Here is a 16,827-nt window from a genome sequence, read left to right as displayed (position 1 = left end):
CCCCGCGCGCCGTGCTGGAGACCCTGGTGGCGCGGGGCTGGGACCCGGGTCGAGCCGCCGCCGCGGCGGGCGGAATGCCCGCCGCGGCGATCGAGCTTTCCGGGCTCGACGATCCCACCCTCCTCGCCCTGGTACAGCACGCCGCCACGCTCGGGCTGGAGGTCCTGACCGGCGCGGACTGGGCCGTCGTGGCCGGGAGCGAGTCGCGGCTTGGCGCGCTGGCCCGCCCCTGGGTGGTGCCGCCGCCGCTGGCCGAGGTGGCCACCGCGGTGGGCCTCCGCCTCCGGCCCGACCTGCCCGAGGTGTGGGTCACCGCCCGGGGCGGGGTGGCCCTCGACCGGCCGGTCATCGTCGGCATCCTCAACCTTACACCGGATTCCTTCAGCGATGGCGGGCGGTTCCTGTCCCCCGACGCGGCGCTCGCGCAGGCCGACCAGCTGCTCGCCGATGGCGCCGGGATCCTGGATCTCGGCGGCGAGTCGACCCGTCCGGGGAGCGAGCCGGTTCCCGAGGCCGTGGAACTCGGGCGGGTGCTGCCGGTGCTCGAGGCCCTGGCTCGCCGGCATCCCGCGGTGCCGCTCTCGGTGGACACCGTCAAGGCCCCCGTGGCACGCGCGGCGGTCGAGGCCGGCGCCGCGATCATCAACGACGTGTCGGCCTTCCGGCTCGATCCCGCGATGGCCGCGACCGTCGCCGCCACCGGCGCTGGGGCCATCCTGATGCACAGCCGCGGCACGGTGAGCACGATGGCCCGGCTCGATCACGCGGAGTACGCGCCGGATGTCGTCACCGGGGTCCGGACCGAGCTTGCGGCGTCGCTGGAGCAGGCGGTGGCCGCCGGGATCGCCCCCGACCACCTGGTCCTCGATCCCGGGTTCGGCTTTGCCAAGACGGCGGAGCAGAACCTGGCGCTGCTCGACGGGCTCGACGCCCTCCGTGGCCTCGGGCGGGCGCTGCTGGTCGGCCCCTCCCGCAAGCGCTTCCTGGGCAGCGTCACCGGCCGCGAGGTCGCCGACCGGGACGTCGCCACCGCCGCCGCCTGCGTGCTGGCCTGGGAGCGGGGGGCGCGGTTGTTCCGGGTCCACAACGTGGCCGCCGCGCGGGATGCGCTGGCCGTCGCGCAGGCCGTGCGCGGGGCGTGGTAGGCGCGACCCGCGCCACGCCCGGCCGATCCACACCACCATCCACCACCCCGACCGGATTCGATGACCCGTCGCCCTCCGTACCTCCTCGCCGTGCTGGCCACCCTCCTGGTGCTGACCGGGTACATCCTCACGCTCGCGCCGACGGTCACCTTCTGGGACGCCGGTGAGTTCATCGCCGCCGCGAAAAACCTCGGCATCCCGCATCCGCCGGGGACGCCGCTGTTCGTCATGATCGGGCACGTGTGGGGAGCGCTGGTGCCGCTGGCCGACTACGCCCAGCGCCTCAACCTGCTCTCGGCCACGCTGAGCGCGATGGGGGCGGGGTTCTTCTTCCTGGTGGCTCACGAGGTGCTCACCCGTGCCACCCCCGACCTCGAGGGAGGCGCCGCCACCCTGGTGCGGGTGGGCGGTGGGCTGGCCGCGGCGCTGGTGGCGGCGTTCAGCTTCACCACCTGGCAGAACTCGAACGAGACCGAGGTCTACGCCGCGGCCACCTTTACCATCGCGGCCATCGCGTGGCTCTGCCTGACCTGGCGGGCCCTGCGCGGCACGCCGCGGGCGCCGCACCTCCTCCTGCTCATCCTCTACCTGGCCGGCCTCTCCATCGGCAACCACCTGCTGGCGCTGCTGGTCGGGCCGGCGGTGGTCGCCTTCCTGGCCGCCACCCTGAGCGCCGATCCCGCCACCGACCCCGCGCGGCGCGCCGCCGAGTGGGCCGAGACCGCGGTGGTCGCGGGCACCTGGGCGCTGCTGATCGGCAGCGGCCTGGGGAGCGCCACCCTGATGACGCTGGGCGGCATCTCGTACCTGGCCGCCTTCGGACTGGCCCTGCGGGCGCGGCACGTGACGTTCGCGGTCGTGGCGGTGCTGATCGCCGCCATCGGGGTGACCAGCTACCTCTTCCTCTACATCCGGGCCGGGCAGCATCCGGTCATCAACGAGGCGCAGCCGGACAACTGGGAGTCCCTGCTCGCGGTCATCCGGCGGGAGCAGTACCCGATCCGCACGCCGCTCGACGATCCCACGGTGCCGCACGGCCCGGGGAACCCGGGGCGCAGCGGCCAGATCATCATGCTCCAGCTGCTCAACTACTTCCAGTACTTCGACTGGCAGTGGGCCAACGGCATCGGCAAGGCCATCGGATTCGGGAGCGGGCAGCTGCCGCTGCGCTCGCTCGTGACCCTGCTCTTCGCCGGCCTCGGCATGCACGGCCTGATCACCCACCGCCGGGCCGACCGCGGCAGCTGGTGGCTGCTCTTCGGGCTGTGGCTGATCACCGGTCTCGGGCTGGTGGTGTACATGAACTTCAAGCCGGGCTTCAGCATCGGGTACAACCTCTACCCCGAGTCGAGCGACCATGAAGTCCGCGACCGGGACTACTTCTTCGTGGTCAGCTTCGCGGTCTGGGGGGTCTGGTCGGGGCTGGGGCTGGCAAACCTGGTGCGCCGGGCGATGACGCGGTGGCGCCTGGGCGTGGCCGTCGCCGCGGTGCCGCTGGCCCTGGGCGCGCTGATCCCCTTCGCCGGGAACTTCACCGCCGCCAGCCGGCGGCACGGCCCGGATGCCACGCTCGCGGCGGACTTCGCCTACAACCTGCTCAACTCGGTGCCGCCCTACGGGATCCTGTTCACGTACGGCGACAACGACACCTTCCCCCTCTGGTGGGCCCAGGAGGTGAAGGGCATCCGCCGCGACGTCCTGGTGGTCTGCCTGGCCCTCTCGGAGACCGACTGGTACAAGCGGCAGCTGCGGGAGTTCCCGGTGCGGCCCTTCGACGAGGCCGCCGCGCCGAAGCTCTGGCAGGGGCAGAATCCCGTCGCTCCCACGGGCCAGGCGCACTCGATGACCGATGCGCAGATCGCGCAGGCGCAGGGCGTCCTGCTCTCGCAGGACGTGCCGGTGAACGTCGGGGCCATCCGCCATGTGCTGCCCAAGGGGACCCCGGTCTACAGCCGGGACTTCGTGGTGCTGCGCATCCTGCAGGAGAACGCCGGCAAGCGGCCGATCGCCTGGTCCATGACCACCGGCGCCGAGTACCTCGGCCTGGACCAGTATCTGCTGCAGCAGGGGCTCGTCATGCAGCTGCAGCCGAGCCCGCCGGACACGACGCAGCCGGGCATCGACAACCACCGGATCCTCGGGCTTCCCCTCGACATGCCCACCACCGAGCGGCTGGCGTGGGAGACCTATCGCTACGCCCGGCTCCTCGAGGCCCCCCGGGGGCGGCTGGAGCCGACGGCCGCCGGCGTCGCCAACAACCTCTCGCTGCCGTTCGCGCAGCTGGCGTACGGCTACGAGAGCCGCGGGGATGGCTCCAAGGCGATGGAGAACCTGACCCGGGCCGGGAAGCTCTCCTCCAACCCCAACCTGCAGCGGGCGCTCCAGGCGCTGCTGCTGCCGAGCGCGGGGGACAGCGCCCCATAGGGTCCGGCCCCTGTTGCCAACCCTAACGCCCGCCTACTTTTACCACCCATGTCGTATCCGGGGATCGGGTCGCGGGTGGCCGAGGTGCGGGCCCGGATTGCCGAGCACCAGGCCCGCGCGGGCTGGCGCCATCCGGTGCTGATCGTGGCGGTCACCAAGACGCATCCCGCCGCGGCGGTGCGTGCCGCCGCGGAGGCGGGGCTCACGGCGGTGGGCGAGAACCGGGTGCAGGAGGCGCTGGCCAAGCAGGGGGAACTCCCCGACGTTGCGGTCGAGTGGCACCTGATCGGCTCCCTGCAGCGGAACAAGGCGCGCCACGCGGTCAACCGCTTTGCGCTGCTCCACTCGGTGGACAGCCTGGAGCTGGCCCGGGAGCTGGACCGGCGCGCCGCGCCACGGTCGGTGCAACCGGTGCTGCTGCAGGTCAACTGTTCCGCCGAACCGCAGAAGGGCGGGGTGGAGCCGGATGGGCTGCCGGCCCTGCTCGACGAGGTGGCCGCGCTGCCGCGGCTGCGGCTGGCGGGACTGATGACCATGGCCGAGCTCACGGACGATGCCGGGCGCCAGCGGGCGGCCTTCCGGCGCCTGCGTGAGTTGCGCGACGCCGGGGAACGGCAGGGGCACCGGCTGCCGGAACTGTCGATGGGCATGTCAGGGGATTACCTCGTGGCGGTGGAAGAGGGAGCCACGATGGTTCGGCTGGGGACCCTCCTCTTCGGAGAGCGCGGCACATGAGCGACGATGCGTTCCACCTGACGCCCAGCGACGTGCGGGCGCAGGAGTTCCAGCGGACCTTCCGCGGGTACGACCCGGCGCAGGTGGACGAGTTCCGCAACCGGGTGGCGGAGGAGCTCGAGCGCCTGGTGCGCGAGCGGGCCAAGCTCGACGAGCGGCTCACCGGGTTCCAGGAGCAGCTGCGCGCGTTCCGGGAGCGGGAGCGGGCCATGAACGAGGCGCTGCTCGCGGCACAGCAGCTCCGGGTGGCCGCGCAGGAACAGGCCGAGAAGGAATCGGAGAGCATCATCCGCGAGGCCCGGGCCGACGCGCTGCGGCTGGTGGGCACCGCCCAGGAAGAGGAGCGGCAGGTGCGCGAGCGGCACGAGATGCTGCAGCGCCAGTTCGCCGCCTACCTGGCCAACTTCCGCGCCCTGCTCGAACGGCAGCTGGGCGAGATCGAAGGGCTGCAGACCCACGCGCAGCTCACCCACCAGGTCCAGACGGAGCTCCTGCTCAAGCGACACGCATGACAGCCACCGACCTTTACGATCGCATCCAGCAGGCGGCCGCCGTGGTGCGCGGCCGCTGCTCGTTCGCCCCCGACGTCGGCATCATCCTCGGCACCGGGCTGGGCGGCCTGGTCAAGGAGATCGCCGCCGAGGCGATCATCCCCTACGAGGAGATCCCCGGGTTCCCGCTCTCCACCGTGGAGAGCCACGCCGGCAGGCTCATCCTCGGCACCCTGCGCGGGCGCCGGGTGGTGGCCATGCAGGGCCGCTTCCATCGCTACGAGGGGTATTCGCTCCAGGAGGTCACCTTCCCGGTGCGGGTGATGAAGGCCCTCGGCGCCAGGGCCCTGGTGGTCACCAACGTGAGCGGCGGGATGCACCCGCTGTGGGCCCCGGGCGACCTGGTGCTCCTCGCCGACCACATCAACCTGCTGGGGGATAACCCCCTCATCGGGCGGAACGACGACCGGCTCGGTCCCCGCTTCCCCGACATGTCGGACCCCTATGACAGCGGGCTGCGCGCGCTCGTGCGGCAGCTGGCGCTGGCCCAGGGTGTCACCCTGCGCGAGGGGGTCTACGTCTCGGTGCCCGGGCCCAACCTCGAGACCCGGGCCGAGTACCGGATGCTCCGCGCCATGGGCGCCGACATCGTGGGCATGTCCACGGTGCCCGAGGTGATCGTGGCGGTGCACCAGGGGATGAAGGTGGCGGGGCTCTCGATCGTCACCGACCAGTGCCTCCCCGACGCCCTGGTGCCGGCCGACATCGAGCACATCATCGCGATCGCCAACGGGGCCGAGCCCAAGCTCACCCGGCTGGTCGCGGAACTGGTCCAGCAGATTCCCGCATGACCTACCAGCCCTGGCCGGACGGCGGTGCCGACCGGATGGAACAGGAGCTGCTTGCCCGATGGAAGGATGAGCGGCTCTTCGAGCAGACCCTCGCGGCGACCCGGGACGGGCCCCCGTTCGTGTTCTTCGAGGGCCCGCCGACGGCCAACGGCAAGCCGGGCATTCACCACGTCTTTGCCCGGACCATCAAGGACCTGATCTGCCGCTACCAGGCCCAGCGCGGGCGGTCCGTGACCCGGATCGCCGGCTGGGACACCCACGGGCTGCCGGTGGAGATCGAGGTCGAGAAGCAGCTCAGCCTCAACGGCAAGAAGGCCATCGAGGCCTACGGCGTGGAGGCGTTCAACCGCCTCTGCCGGCAGAGCGTCTTCACCTACAAGACGGAGTGGGAGGAGCTCTCCAACCGCATCGGGTACTGGCTGGACTACGAGCACGCCTACATCACGTACAGCAACGAGTACGTGGAGACCGTCTGGTGGCTGCTCGGCCGCCTCTTCGAGCGGGAGATGCTCTACCGCGGGCACCGGGTGCTCCCGTACTGTCCCCGCTGCGGCACCGTGCTTTCCAGCCACGAGCTGGCCCTCGGCTACGCCGAGGTGAACGACAGGTCCATCTACGTCACCTTCCCGCTCGAGGACGGCAGCGGGCGCGAGCTGGTCGTCTGGACCACCACGCCGTGGACCCTGCCGTCGAACGTCGCGGCGGCGGTGCACCCCGAGCTCGAATACGGCGTCTACCGGCACCCGAAGCACCCCGGCCGCGCCTTCCTCATGGCCACCACCCGCGAAGCCAAGCTGCGGGAGATCCTGGGCGAGGACCTCGCCCTCGAGGCGGTGGTCCCCGGGGGGTCGCTGGTGGGGCTGCGGTACCGCCGGCCCCTCGACGTGGTGCCGCTCCCGGATGGTCGCGCGCATTCGGTGGTGATCCCGGGCGCGTTCGTCACCGCGGACGACGGGTCCGGCATCGTGCACATGGCGCCGGCCTTCGGCGCGGATGACTACGCCGCCGGCCAGCAGCACGGCCTGGCCATGCTGCGGCCGGTGGGGCCGGACGGCCTCTTCACCGGCACCACCTGGCCCGAGATCGAGGGCCGGCTCGTCACCGCGGATGAGACCAACGAGCTGATCATCCGCCGGCTCAAGGCCGACGGCCGCTGGCTGCGCACCGACCAGTACGTCCACAGCTATCCGCACTGCTGGCGCTGTTCCAGCAAGCTCATCTACTACGCGCGGGACAGCTGGTTCGTCCGCACCTCGAAGGTCAAGGCGCGGATGCTCGAGATCAACCGCACGGTCAACTGGCAGCCCCCGGAGGTGGGGGAGGGCCGGTTCGGCTCGTGGCTCGAGAACAACGTGGACTGGGCGCTCTCCCGCGACCGCTACTGGGGCACCCCGCTGCCGGTGTGGGTCTGCGACCGCGAGCCGGCCCACGTCGAGGTGGTGGGGAGCTACGCCCGCCTGGCGGAGCGCTGGGGGCGGCCGCTGCCCGCGGACTTCGACCCGCACAAGCCCTACATCGACGCCTACCACTGGGACTGCGCCTGCGGCGGCACCATGCGGCGCGCGTCCGAGGTGATCGACACCTGGTTCGACTCGGGCGCGATGCCCTACGCCCAGTGGCATTACCCCTTCGAGCACGTGCCGGAGTTCCAGGCCCACTTCCCGGCCGACTACATCTGCGAGGGCGTGGACCAGACCCGGGGCTGGTTCTATTCGCTGCTGGCGATCGCCACCACGGCCTTCGACAGCCCGGCCTACCGCAACGTGATCGTCAACGAGCTGGTCCTCGACCCCGAGGGCCAGAAGATGTCCAAGAGCAAGGGCAACGTGGTGAACCCCTGGGACATGATCCGGGAGTTCGGCGCGGACACCGTCCGGCTCTACCTGCTGGTGTCGAGCCAGGTGTGGCTCCCCAAGCGGTTCGACCGCCGGCAGGTGCCGCAGGTCACCGGCGACTTCTTCCGCGCGCTGCGCAACACCTACGAGTTCTTCCGGCTCTACGCCGGCCGGCTCGAGGGGGCGCCACCCGTGGCCGGGCGGCCCGACAGCGACCGCTGGATCCTGGCGCGGCTGGACGCGACCACCCGGGCCGTCACCGCCGCCTGGGAGGGCTACGAACCCACGGCCGGCGTGCGGGCGCTCATGGACTTCGTGGTGGACGACGTCTCGAACTGGTATGTCCGGATCAACCGGGACCGGTTCTGGGCGCCGGATGGCGAGGCCGATCGCGCGGCGGTGGCCACCCTGCGGGAGTGCCTCGAGACGGTGAGCCGGCTGATGGCCCCGGCGGCGCCCTTCGCGGCGGACTGGCTGCACCGCTCGCTCGCCGGGTCCCCGGTGCACCTCGCCGGATGGCCCACCGCGCCCGCGGAGGCGGGCGTCGAGGCGGGCGCCCTCGATGCCGCCATGGATGCCATCCGCCGGCTGGCCTCACTGGCGCGGGCCGCCCGGGAAGCCGGCAAGCTCCGGGTGCGGCAACCGCTCGGTCGCATGCAGGTGGCGATCCCCGTGGCGGTGCGCGGGCCCGTGTTCGAGCGCCTGCTGCCCCTCCTCATGGCGGAGGTGAACGTCCGCCGGGTCGAGGTCGCGGAATCCGACACCGCGCTGGTCCGGCTCCGCGGGAAGGCCAACTTCCGCTCCCTGGGCAAGCGGTACGGCAAGGAGACCCCGGCGGTGGCCAAGGCGGTGGAACGCCTGACCCCGGACCAGCTCCGGGCCCTGGAAGCCGGGGAGTCGGTCCGCCGACATGAAAACGGGATGGAACTCGTTTACCTTTCCGAAGATGTGGTCGTGGAGCGGGAGGTCGTGGCGACCGGATGGCTGGTCGAAAGCGACGGCCCCTTCGTGGCCGCTCTGGATCCCCAGCTTGATGCCGATCTGGCCCAGGAAGGACTCGCGCGGGAGCTGGTGCACCACATCCAGCGGCTCCGGCGGGACGCAGGTTTCGCGGTGAGTGACCGCATCGCCCTCGGGCTGGACGGGCCGACGGCGGTCCTCGCGGCCGCGACGGCGCACCGGGACGTCATCGCCAGCGAGACGCTGGCGCGAGCCATCGAGCTCGGTGGCGCGGTCCCCGGGGCCGAGTACCAGCAGGCAGTGGACGTCGACGGACACCAGGTGACCTTCAGCATGCGCCGGCTCGGCGCGTGAGCGCACCCCCAGCGGACGGGAAGGTATTCGCGGTATGAACAAGAAGCAGCTGGCGCATTTCGAGAAGCGGCTCATCGAGGAGCGCACCCGGGTGATGAAGGAGATCGGGTACTACGACGAGTCCTTCAACGCCACGCTCCAGAACGAGTCGGGCGACCTCTCGTCCTACTCGTTCCACATGGCCGACCAGGGCACCGACGCGATGGAGCGCGAGAAGCAGTTCCTCTTCGCCTCGCAGGAGGGCCGGTACCTGTGGCACGTCAACGAGGCGCTCCGGCGGCTGTACAAGACGCCCGACCGCTTCGGCATCTGCCACACCTGCGGCAAGGAGATCAACTTCGAGCGGCTCGACGCGCTCCCGCACGCGCGGCTCTGCATCGAGTGCAAGGAAAAAGAAGAGAATGGCAAGCGGCGCTGAGCGCCGGCTCTACTGGGGCGCCGCCACGGTCGCGCTGGTCCTCGACCTCCTCACCAAGGCCCTCGCCGAGCAGTACCTGTTCCGCTCGGCGGGGCACTCGGTCATCGGCGACGTCTTCCAGCTCCGCCTGGTCTACAACCCGGGCGCGGCGTTCGGCCTGCACCTCGGGCCGTTCTCGCGCTGGATCTTCATGGCCATCGCCGTCGGGGCCGTGGTGCTGCTCTACCGCTACCACCGCGCTGCCGCGCCGGGCGACTGGTTCCGCCAGCTCTCGCTCGGGCTGGTCAGCGGGGGCGCCATCGGGAACCTCGTGGACCGCGTCCGCTCCCCGCGTGGCGTCGTCGACTTCCTCGACCTGGGGGTCGGTGGCTACCGCTGGCCCACGTTCAACGTCGCCGACATGGCGGTGAGCTGCGGCGCGGTGCTGCTGGCCATCTCCCTCTGGCAGGAGGATGCCCGGCGCGACGCCCAGGCGGAACCACCCGGCCGCCCGCTGCCTCCCGAGCCCACGCCGCCAGAACCGGTCTCCGTGGCCCGGGGCGACGAGTGAGCGCAGCCGGGAGGGGAGACGACGCCTCGGACCTCCTCGCCCGCTATACCGCGCTGACCTTCACGGTCCTCCCGCCCGCGACCGAACGCCTCGACCGCTTCCTCGCCGACCAGCTGCAGCTCTCGCGCACCCAGGCCGCACGCCTGGTGGCCGACGCGCGGGTGCAGGTGAACACCGACGTGGCCCGCGCCTCCCGGACCCTGGCCCGCGGCGAGACCGTCCGGGTGGCGTTCCCGGAGGACGAGGCGCCCCGGACGCTCACCCCCACCGCGATCCCCCTCGAGATCCTCTTCGAGGACGATCACCTCGCCATCATCAACAAGCCGGCGGGGCTCGTGGTGCACCCGGCGCCGGGCCACTGGGACGACACCCTGGTGAACGCCCTGGTGGCCCGTGGCACCACCCTCTCCGGCGGGGCGGAGGGCCGTCCCGGCATCGTCCACCGGCTCGACCGCGACACCAGCGGCCTCATGGTCGTGGCCAAGACGGACCTGGCGCACCGGCGGCTGGGCGCCATGCTGGCCGCGCGGCGCATCCGGCGGCGCTACGCGGCGCTGGTCTGGGGCCACCTCGATGAGAGCCCGCTGGTCATCAGCGCCCCGCTGGCCCGTCACGCCCGCGACCGCAAGCGGATTGTCGTCGATCCGGCGGGACGCGAGGCGAAGACCGATGCGTACGTCATCGCCCGGCTGCCGCTCGTGGACCTGCTCCGGCTGGAGCTGCACACGGGCCGGACCCACCAGATCCGGGTGCACCTGGCCCACGTGGGCCATCCGGTGGTGGGCGATCCGGTCTACGGGGCCGGTGGCAGCCGACGGATGTCCGATGGCCAGCGGACCGCCGCCGAGAGCCTGGAACGCCTAGCTCCCCGGCAGGCACTCCACGCCGCATGGCTGGAATTCAGTCACCCCATCACGGGCAGTCCCCTCGAGTTCCGGGCGGAATGGCCGGCCGATCTGGCGCCACTCCTGACCCGCGCGGTGGGTCCCGAACACGCCGTTGCTCCCCTCGAAGCCCTGCGGTATCTTCATTTCTTTGAAGCACATGGGTGATTCCGAGCGGCTCCGCGTGGTCCTCTTCCGGCTGGGTCCGCACCTGGCGGCAGCGGTCGCGACGGCGGTCCGGGAAGTGATCCCTTCGGTCCCGGCCACCCGGGTGCCCGGGGCCGACCGGACCGTGGCGGGACTGTTGAATCTGCGCGGCACCCTGCTCACCGTGGTCGACGGCCGGCGCGCGGTGGGACTTGCCGATAGTGAGGATCGGGGAGACTCCGTCCTGGTCGTGGACCGGGGCGACCGGACCGTGGGCCTGGTGGTCGACGAAGTGCTGGACCTGGTCGACGTCGTGACCAGCGAACTGGAGGCCGGTCGGCAGCTCCCCGGCATCGACCCGGGACTGGTACGGGCCGTCGGCCGGCACGCCGGGCAGGTCTTCACCCTGCTGGACACCGACCGGCTGCTGGCGCCGGCGGTCGGCTGAGCGGTCCGGGCGAGGCGACTCAAAGCGGAGGTTCGGGTGAGCCACAGCGTGCTGGTCTGTGACGATGCCATCTTCATGCGGACGATGATCTCCGACATCCTCACCCAGGCGGGGTTCGAGGTGGTCGGCGAGGCGGAGACGGGGCGCGAGGCGGTGGAGAAGTACCGCCAGCTCAAGCCCGAGCTGGTCACGATGGACATCGTCATGCCCGACATGGGTGGCATCGAGGCGGTGCGCGAGATCTGCAAGGAGCACCCCGAGGCGCGGATCCTGATGTGCAGCGCCATGGGGCAACAGGCGCTGGTGGTCGAGGCGATTCAGGCCGGCGCCAAGGACTTCGTGGTCAAGCCGTTCCAGCCTTCCCGCGTCCTCGAGGCGGTCCAGCGCGTGCTGGGCTGACGCCCGCATGGACCTCGCCCGCTACGCCGCGCTGTTCCTGACGGAGAGCCACGAGCAGCTCGGCCTCTGCGGGCAGGCGCTGCTGGCCTGGGAGCGGACGCCGGGAGCGGCCGAGCCGGTGGTGAGCCTGTTCCGCGCCATGCACACGTTCAAGGGCATGGCCGGCGCCATGGGGTACGGCAACCTCGCCGAGCTGGCGCATCGCACCGAGTCGGTGCTCGACGTGCTGCGCAGCGACCCGGCTGCGGGCCGGGAGAGGGTGGACCTGTTCTTCCGGGTGGTCGACGCGCTGGAGCAGGGCGTGGAGCAGGCGGTGGACGGCCATGACGCCGAGCTTGCGTTCGCCGGCCTGCTGGCGGAGCTGGACCAGGCAACGGCCTCGACCACCACCACCGGCAGCTGGGCCATCCCGGCGCCCCAGCCGGTCCCGGTGGTCCCCGCCGGACCCGGCGGCCGCAGCGTCGAGGTGACGATCCGGCCCGAGACCCCGCTCCGGGGCGCGCGGGCGCTGCTGGTGCTGCGCAAGGCGGCCGCCCTGGGCAGCGTGAGCGCCGTACGGCCCGCCGTCGGCGCGTTCGAGGCGGACGATTTCGACGGCCGCTGCGGCTTCCTGCTGCAGAGCGAGGCCACCGACGCCGCCATCATCGCGGCCCTGAGCGCGGTGGGCGACGTGGCGGGGGTGGTCATCGGCGAGGCGGCGGCGCCGGCCGACGACCCGGCGGCCCGGGGCCGGCAGATCCGGATCGATGCCCGCCGGCTCGACGCGATCATGAACCTGGTGGGCGAGCTGGTGGTGGCAAAGGGACGGCTCGGGGAACTGGCGGACGTCAGCGCGGACCCCGAACTCCGGGCGGTGACGGCGCGCATCGGCCGGGTCACCGGGGAGCTGTACGGCGAGGTGACCCAGGCACGGCTCACCCCGGTGTGGCAGGTGTTCGACCGGTTCCCCCGAGTGGTGCGCGACCTCGCGCGGCAGCTCGGGCGGCGGGTGCGGTTCGAGGTCGAGGGCGAGGACACCCAGCTCGACCGCGCCATCCTCGACGAGATCGGGGAGCCGCTGCTGCACCTGCTCCGGAACGCGGTGGACCATGGGATCGAGCCCCCCGCCGAGCGGGTCCGCCACGGCAAGCCGGAGGAGGGGCTGATCCGCATCGTCGCGGCGAGCCAGCGCAACACGGTGGTGTTGCGGGTCATGGATGACGGGCGCGGCATCGACCGGCGCCGGGTGCTCGAGGCCGCCCGCGCCGCAGGGCACCTGCCCGCGGCCGCCTCGGTGCTGAGCGACGACGACCTGCTGCGGGTCCTGGCGCGGCCGGGGTTCTCCACCGCGGCGGAGGTGACCGACGTCTCCGGACGCGGGATGGGCATGGACGCCGCGCTCACCCGGGTGCGGACCCTGGGTGGGTCGGTGGAGCTGACCACGGCGCCGGGGGAGGGGAGCACCTTCACGCTCCGGCTCCCGACCACGCTTGCCATCGTGCGGGCGCTGCTGGCGCAGGTGGGTGAGGAGCGGTACGCCATCCCGATCGCGGGGGTGGCGGAGACGGTCGAGTACCGCCCCGAGCGCGCTGCCCCGCTGGGTGGCGAGGAGGGGTTTGTGCTCCGCGACGAGATCCTGCCGCTGGTGCAGTTGCGGGACCGGCTCGGCGTTCCGGGGCCGCGGCTGCCGGGCCGTCCGCCGGTGGTGATCCTCGAGGTGGGGGAGCGGCGCGCGGCGCTGCTGGTCGAGGCGCTGGTGGGTCAGCAGGAGATCGTGGTGGAGCCCTTCGATGCGCCGAGGGGCATGCTCCCCGTGTTCAGCGGGGCGACCATCCTCGGTGACGGTGTGCCCGCGTTGATCGTGGACCCCGCCGCCCTGGTCTGAGGAGGCCGTCATGGATGACGTGCGGGAACTCCACGCGCTGCAGCGCGATGCCCTGCGCGAGGTGGCCAATATCGGGGCGGGGCACGCCGCGACGGCGCTGTCGCAGCTCACCAACCGCCGGATCATGATCTCGGTCCCCGAGGTCAACATCACGCGGCTGGAGGAGGTGCCCGAGATCCTCGGCAAGGCCGACGACGTGGTCGCGGCCGTGCTGATGCACATGATGGGCGACCTCACCGGCCGCACCCTGGTGCTGTTCCCCGAACCCTCGGCCCGGCAGCTCTGTGATATCCTGCTGCGCCGCCCGCTCGGCACCACCACGGCCTTCGCCGAGATGGAGCAGTCGGGCCTCAAGGAAGTCGGCAACATCCTCTCCAGCGCCTACATGAACGCGCTGTCGGACTTCATGGGCATGATGCTGGTGCCCTCGGTCCCGAGCCTCGCCATCGACCTCTCCGGCGCGGTCCTGACCTCCATCTACATGAACTTCGGCTACGACCGCGACTACGTCTTCTGCGTCGAGACGCAGTTCCTGTTCGAGGACCCGGGACTGCACCTGCGGGGGCACTTTCTCCTGCTCCCCGACCTGGCCAGCCTCCGGGCCATCTTCGACGCCATCCGGCTGCCCTGAGCGCCCCGTGCCCGGACCCGCCCTGTCCGAGCGTGATCTCGCCGTCCTGCGGTCGTTCGCCCGCCGGATCGACCCGGCGGACGCGGGCGCGCACAACAACCTGGGCGTCTTCTACTACCAGAAGGGCCTCGTCCCCGAGGCGATCGAGGAGTTCCTGCGCGCGCTGGAGCTCGATCCGCGCATGCAGGTGGCCACCGAGAACCTCGAGATCGCCTACCACGCCACCGGCTACTACGACCGGCGGGTGGCCGAGCTGCGCGAGCGCCTGCGCCGCGAGCCGTATGACACCGAGGCGCGCTGGGAGCTGGGCCGCACCTGCGCCGCGCTGGGGCACTGGGAGGAGGCGGTCCGCGAGTTCCAGCTGATCCTCGCCCGCCGCCCCGACGACGTCCCCGCGCTGCTCCAGCTCGGCCTGGCGGAGCGGGGCCGCGGCAACCTCGAGGCGGCCACCCAGGCGTTCGAGCGGGCCCGCGCGCTCGACCCGCACAGCTCGGTGACCCTGTTCTATTTCGGCGAGGCCCTCTACAACCGCGGGCTCTCCGAGCAGGCCCGGCAGGCGCTCGAGGCGGCGGTGCTCCGCAACCCCGACAACGCCGACGCCTACTACCTCCTGGCGTTCGTCTACGGCGACCTGGGCGAGCACGAGAAGGCCCGCGCCGCCACCACCCGCGCCACCGCGCTGAATCCCACCCTGGCCCGGGCCCAGAGCAACCTCTCGCTGGCCCGCAGCTCCGGCGCCTTCGCCGCTCCCGCCGGCGGGGGCGCCCCGCAGGCGCCGCGGCCGATGGTCGCCGAGGGCGCCGCGCTGGCGCACTACAACCTGGGACTCGCCTTCCGGCAGAAGGGCTACTACGTCGAGGCGCTGCGCGAGTACCGGCTGGCCCTCGACGCGGGCGAGGACATGCGGCTGGTGCGCCAGGCGATGGCCGAGGTGCACCTGCTGCGGCGCGACCTGGCCGCCGCGCTCGAGCTGTACGATGCCCTGCTCGCCGACGATCCCGAGTCGCCCAAGCTCTGGAACGAGCGCGGCGTCTGCCTGCAGCAGTCGGGGCGCCGGGACGAGGCGCTCGCCACCTACGAGCAGGCGGTGACCACCGACCCGGGCTATGCCCTCGCCTGGAACAACCTCGGGGTGCTGCGCACCCAGCTCCCCGACGGGGACGAGGCCCTGGCGGCCTTCCAGTCCGCGCTGCGGCTCCGCCCCGACCTGGTCTCGGCCCGGCTCAACCTGGCGCTGGCGCTCTTCCACCGGCGGCGGTTGCAGCTGGCGCTGGAGGCGTACCGCCAGGTCCTGGCCGACCTGCCGCAGCACAGCGTGGCGTGGAACGGGGTCGGGCTGGTCTTGGTGGAGCTCAAGCGCTACGAGGATGCCAAGCACGCCTTCTCGCGCGCGGTGGAGGCGGACCCGGCCCACGCCTCCGCCCACTACAACCTGAGCTTCACGCTCAGCCACCTCGGCGACTTCGACGGGGCGCTCCGCGCCACCAAGCGCGCGCTGGAGCTCGAGCCCTTCTACGTGGCCCAGAAGTACGCCCTGACCATCGACCTGCAGTACGAGCATCCGGAGATCGCGGTGGTGCCCGCGATCTCCGCCGATGTCACGGCCGACCAGGTGGGCGAGGAGTTCCACTTCGACGAGCGCCTGCTCGACCGCATCTTCGATGAGCTCCAGCCGGAGGACCGGGCCCCGGCGGTGGCGGAGGACCCGCTCGCGCTGGCGTCCGACTACATCGCGAAGGGCTTCCTGGAGCATGCCACCGTCCAGGTGGAGCGCGCCCTGGCGCGGGGCGCCGAGGCGGGGCGGGCCACCACCCTCCTCGGGGAGGTGTTTGCCCGCCGGGGGCTGCACGGCGAGGCGCTGGAGCGCTTCCGCGCCGCGCTCGAGCTCGAGCCGGGGCAGCCGCGGGCCCTGCTGGGCGAGCTGCGCGCGCTGCTCGCGCTCGGCCGGGGCGAGGCCGCGCTGGAGCAGGCCGAGGCGCTGGCGCGGACGGCGCCGGGCGATGTCGAGGCGCTGGTGGCGGTGGCCCGGGTGCGGCTCGCCTGCGGGCTTGCCGCCGGCGCGCGCGATGCGCTCCGGGACGCCCGTGTGCTCGAGCCGGGGCGGCCCGACCTGCTGCAGCTGGAAGCCGCGGTGGCGGACCAGCTCGGCGATCCGGAGGCGGCGGTGGAGGCGCTCCACGCCGCGCTGCAGCTCGACCCGATGGTCCCGCAGGTCTGGCGCGACCTCGGCCGGCTGGAGGAGCGTCGCGAGAACTGGGTGGGGGCACGGGTGGCCTACCAGCACGCCCTCGACCTGCTGCCTACCTACATGGAGGCCGCGCTGGCGCTGGGCGACCTGCTCCGTCGCGTGGAATCCCCCGGCGCCGCCGTCGAGCTGCTGGTGGACGTCCTGATGCTCGAGCCCTGGGACCTCGACGCGCTGCAGCTGCTGGCCCGGGCGCTGCTCGACGATGGCCGGCCCGAGCGGGCGCTCGAGGCGCTCGACCGGGTGCTCAAGTTCGACCCGGACCACGACGGCGCCCTGTTCCACACCGGGGTGGCCCTGGCCCGCATCCGGCGGTACGGGGACGCGGTCCGGGCGTGGGAACGGGTGGTGCAGGTGAACCCGTCGGGCAGCTTCGCCCAGGCGGCGCGGGTGCACGCCCGCTCGGCCCGCGACCTGGCCCACATCTTCGCCGGGGCGGCCTGAGT

At 72.3% G+C, this 16,827-nt stretch carries 14 protein-coding genes; all 14 read left to right on the top strand.

Annotation, left to right across the window (positions count from 1 at the left end):
- The first annotated feature begins 74 nt into the window (after window positions 1–74).
- Genes folP through IPJ95_12895 form a run of 14 tightly spaced genes read left to right on the top strand, consistent with a single transcriptional unit; the run spans window position 75 to window position 16,825 of the window.
- Complete coding sequence (gene folP / locus IPJ95_12960; GenBank protein ID MBK7924517.1) at window positions 75–1,145, top strand: dihydropteroate synthase; 1,071 nt, start codon at window positions 75–77, stop codon at window positions 1,143–1,145.
- Window positions 1,146–1,205: 60 nt separating this feature from the next.
- Window positions 1,206–3,569 carry a DUF2723 domain-containing protein gene (locus tag IPJ95_12955; GenBank protein ID MBK7924516.1) on the top strand — a complete coding sequence of 788 codons (2,364 nt, stop codon included), beginning with the start codon at window positions 1,206–1,208 and terminating at the stop codon, window positions 3,567–3,569.
- Window positions 3,570–3,617: 48 nt separating this feature from the next.
- Complete coding sequence (locus IPJ95_12950; GenBank protein ID MBK7924515.1) at window positions 3,618–4,304, top strand: YggS family pyridoxal phosphate-dependent enzyme; 687 nt, start codon at window positions 3,618–3,620, stop codon at window positions 4,302–4,304.
- A complete protein-coding gene (locus IPJ95_12945) occupies window positions 4,301–4,816 on the top strand; it encodes a DivIVA domain-containing protein (protein ID MBK7924514.1) in 516 nt (171 codons plus the stop codon). The genes IPJ95_12950 and IPJ95_12945 overlap by 4 nt, the downstream gene beginning before the upstream one ends.
- Entirely contained in the window at window positions 4,813–5,646 is an 834-nt protein-coding gene (locus tag IPJ95_12940) for a purine-nucleoside phosphorylase (protein ID MBK7924513.1), read from the top strand. Before IPJ95_12945 ends, IPJ95_12940 begins: the two co-directional genes overlap by 4 nt.
- Window positions 5,643–8,795: an isoleucine--tRNA ligase gene (locus IPJ95_12935; protein ID MBK7924512.1), complete on the top strand. Its 3,153-nt coding sequence runs from the start codon at window positions 5,643–5,645 to the stop codon at window positions 8,793–8,795. The genes IPJ95_12940 and IPJ95_12935 overlap by 4 nt, the downstream gene beginning before the upstream one ends.
- A 34-nt stretch (window positions 8,796–8,829) precedes the next feature.
- Window positions 8,830–9,213: a TraR/DksA C4-type zinc finger protein gene (locus IPJ95_12930; protein ID MBK7924511.1), complete on the top strand. Its 384-nt coding sequence runs from the start codon at window positions 8,830–8,832 to the stop codon at window positions 9,211–9,213.
- The gene (lspA, locus tag IPJ95_12925; GenBank protein ID MBK7924510.1) at window positions 9,197–9,763 is read left to right on the top strand and encodes a signal peptidase II; all 567 of its coding nucleotides are present in this window, start codon (window positions 9,197–9,199) and stop codon (window positions 9,761–9,763) included. The genes IPJ95_12930 and lspA overlap by 17 nt, the downstream gene beginning before the upstream one ends.
- 53 nt (window positions 9,764–9,816) lie before the next feature.
- Window positions 9,817–10,815: an RluA family pseudouridine synthase gene (locus IPJ95_12920; protein ID MBK7924509.1), complete on the top strand. Its 999-nt coding sequence runs from the start codon at window positions 9,817–9,819 to the stop codon at window positions 10,813–10,815.
- Window positions 10,808–11,242, top strand: coding sequence for a purine-binding chemotaxis protein CheW (locus IPJ95_12915; protein MBK7924508.1), 435 nt, complete (start codon window positions 10,808–10,810; stop codon window positions 11,240–11,242). Before IPJ95_12920 ends, IPJ95_12915 begins: the two co-directional genes overlap by 8 nt.
- A gap of 36 nt (window positions 11,243–11,278) precedes the next feature.
- The gene (locus tag IPJ95_12910) at window positions 11,279–11,641 is read left to right on the top strand and encodes a response regulator (protein MBK7924507.1); all 363 of its coding nucleotides are present in this window, start codon (window positions 11,279–11,281) and stop codon (window positions 11,639–11,641) included.
- Window positions 11,642–11,648: 7 nt separating this feature from the next.
- Window positions 11,649–13,505 (top strand): chemotaxis protein CheA, encoded by a 1,857-nt coding sequence (locus IPJ95_12905; GenBank protein MBK7924506.1) that lies wholly within the window; start codon window positions 11,649–11,651, stop codon window positions 13,503–13,505.
- 10 nt (window positions 13,506–13,515) lie between these two features.
- Entirely contained in the window at window positions 13,516–14,136 is a 621-nt protein-coding gene (locus tag IPJ95_12900; GenBank protein MBK7924505.1) for a chemotaxis protein CheC, read from the top strand.
- Window positions 14,137–14,143: 7 nt separating this feature from the next.
- On the top strand, window positions 14,144–16,825 hold the full coding sequence (locus IPJ95_12895) for a tetratricopeptide repeat protein (GenBank protein MBK7924504.1): 2,682 nt from the start codon (window positions 14,144–14,146) through the stop codon (window positions 16,823–16,825).
- Window positions 16,826–16,827: the final 2 nt, after the last annotated feature.

Source organism: Gemmatimonadota bacterium, assembly GCA_016713785.1.
GTDB lineage: Bacteria > Gemmatimonadota > Gemmatimonadetes > Gemmatimonadales > GWC2-71-9 > JADJOM01.
Note: the sequence above shows the minus strand (reverse complement) of the source record. Positions and strands in the feature narration are given on the sequence as shown.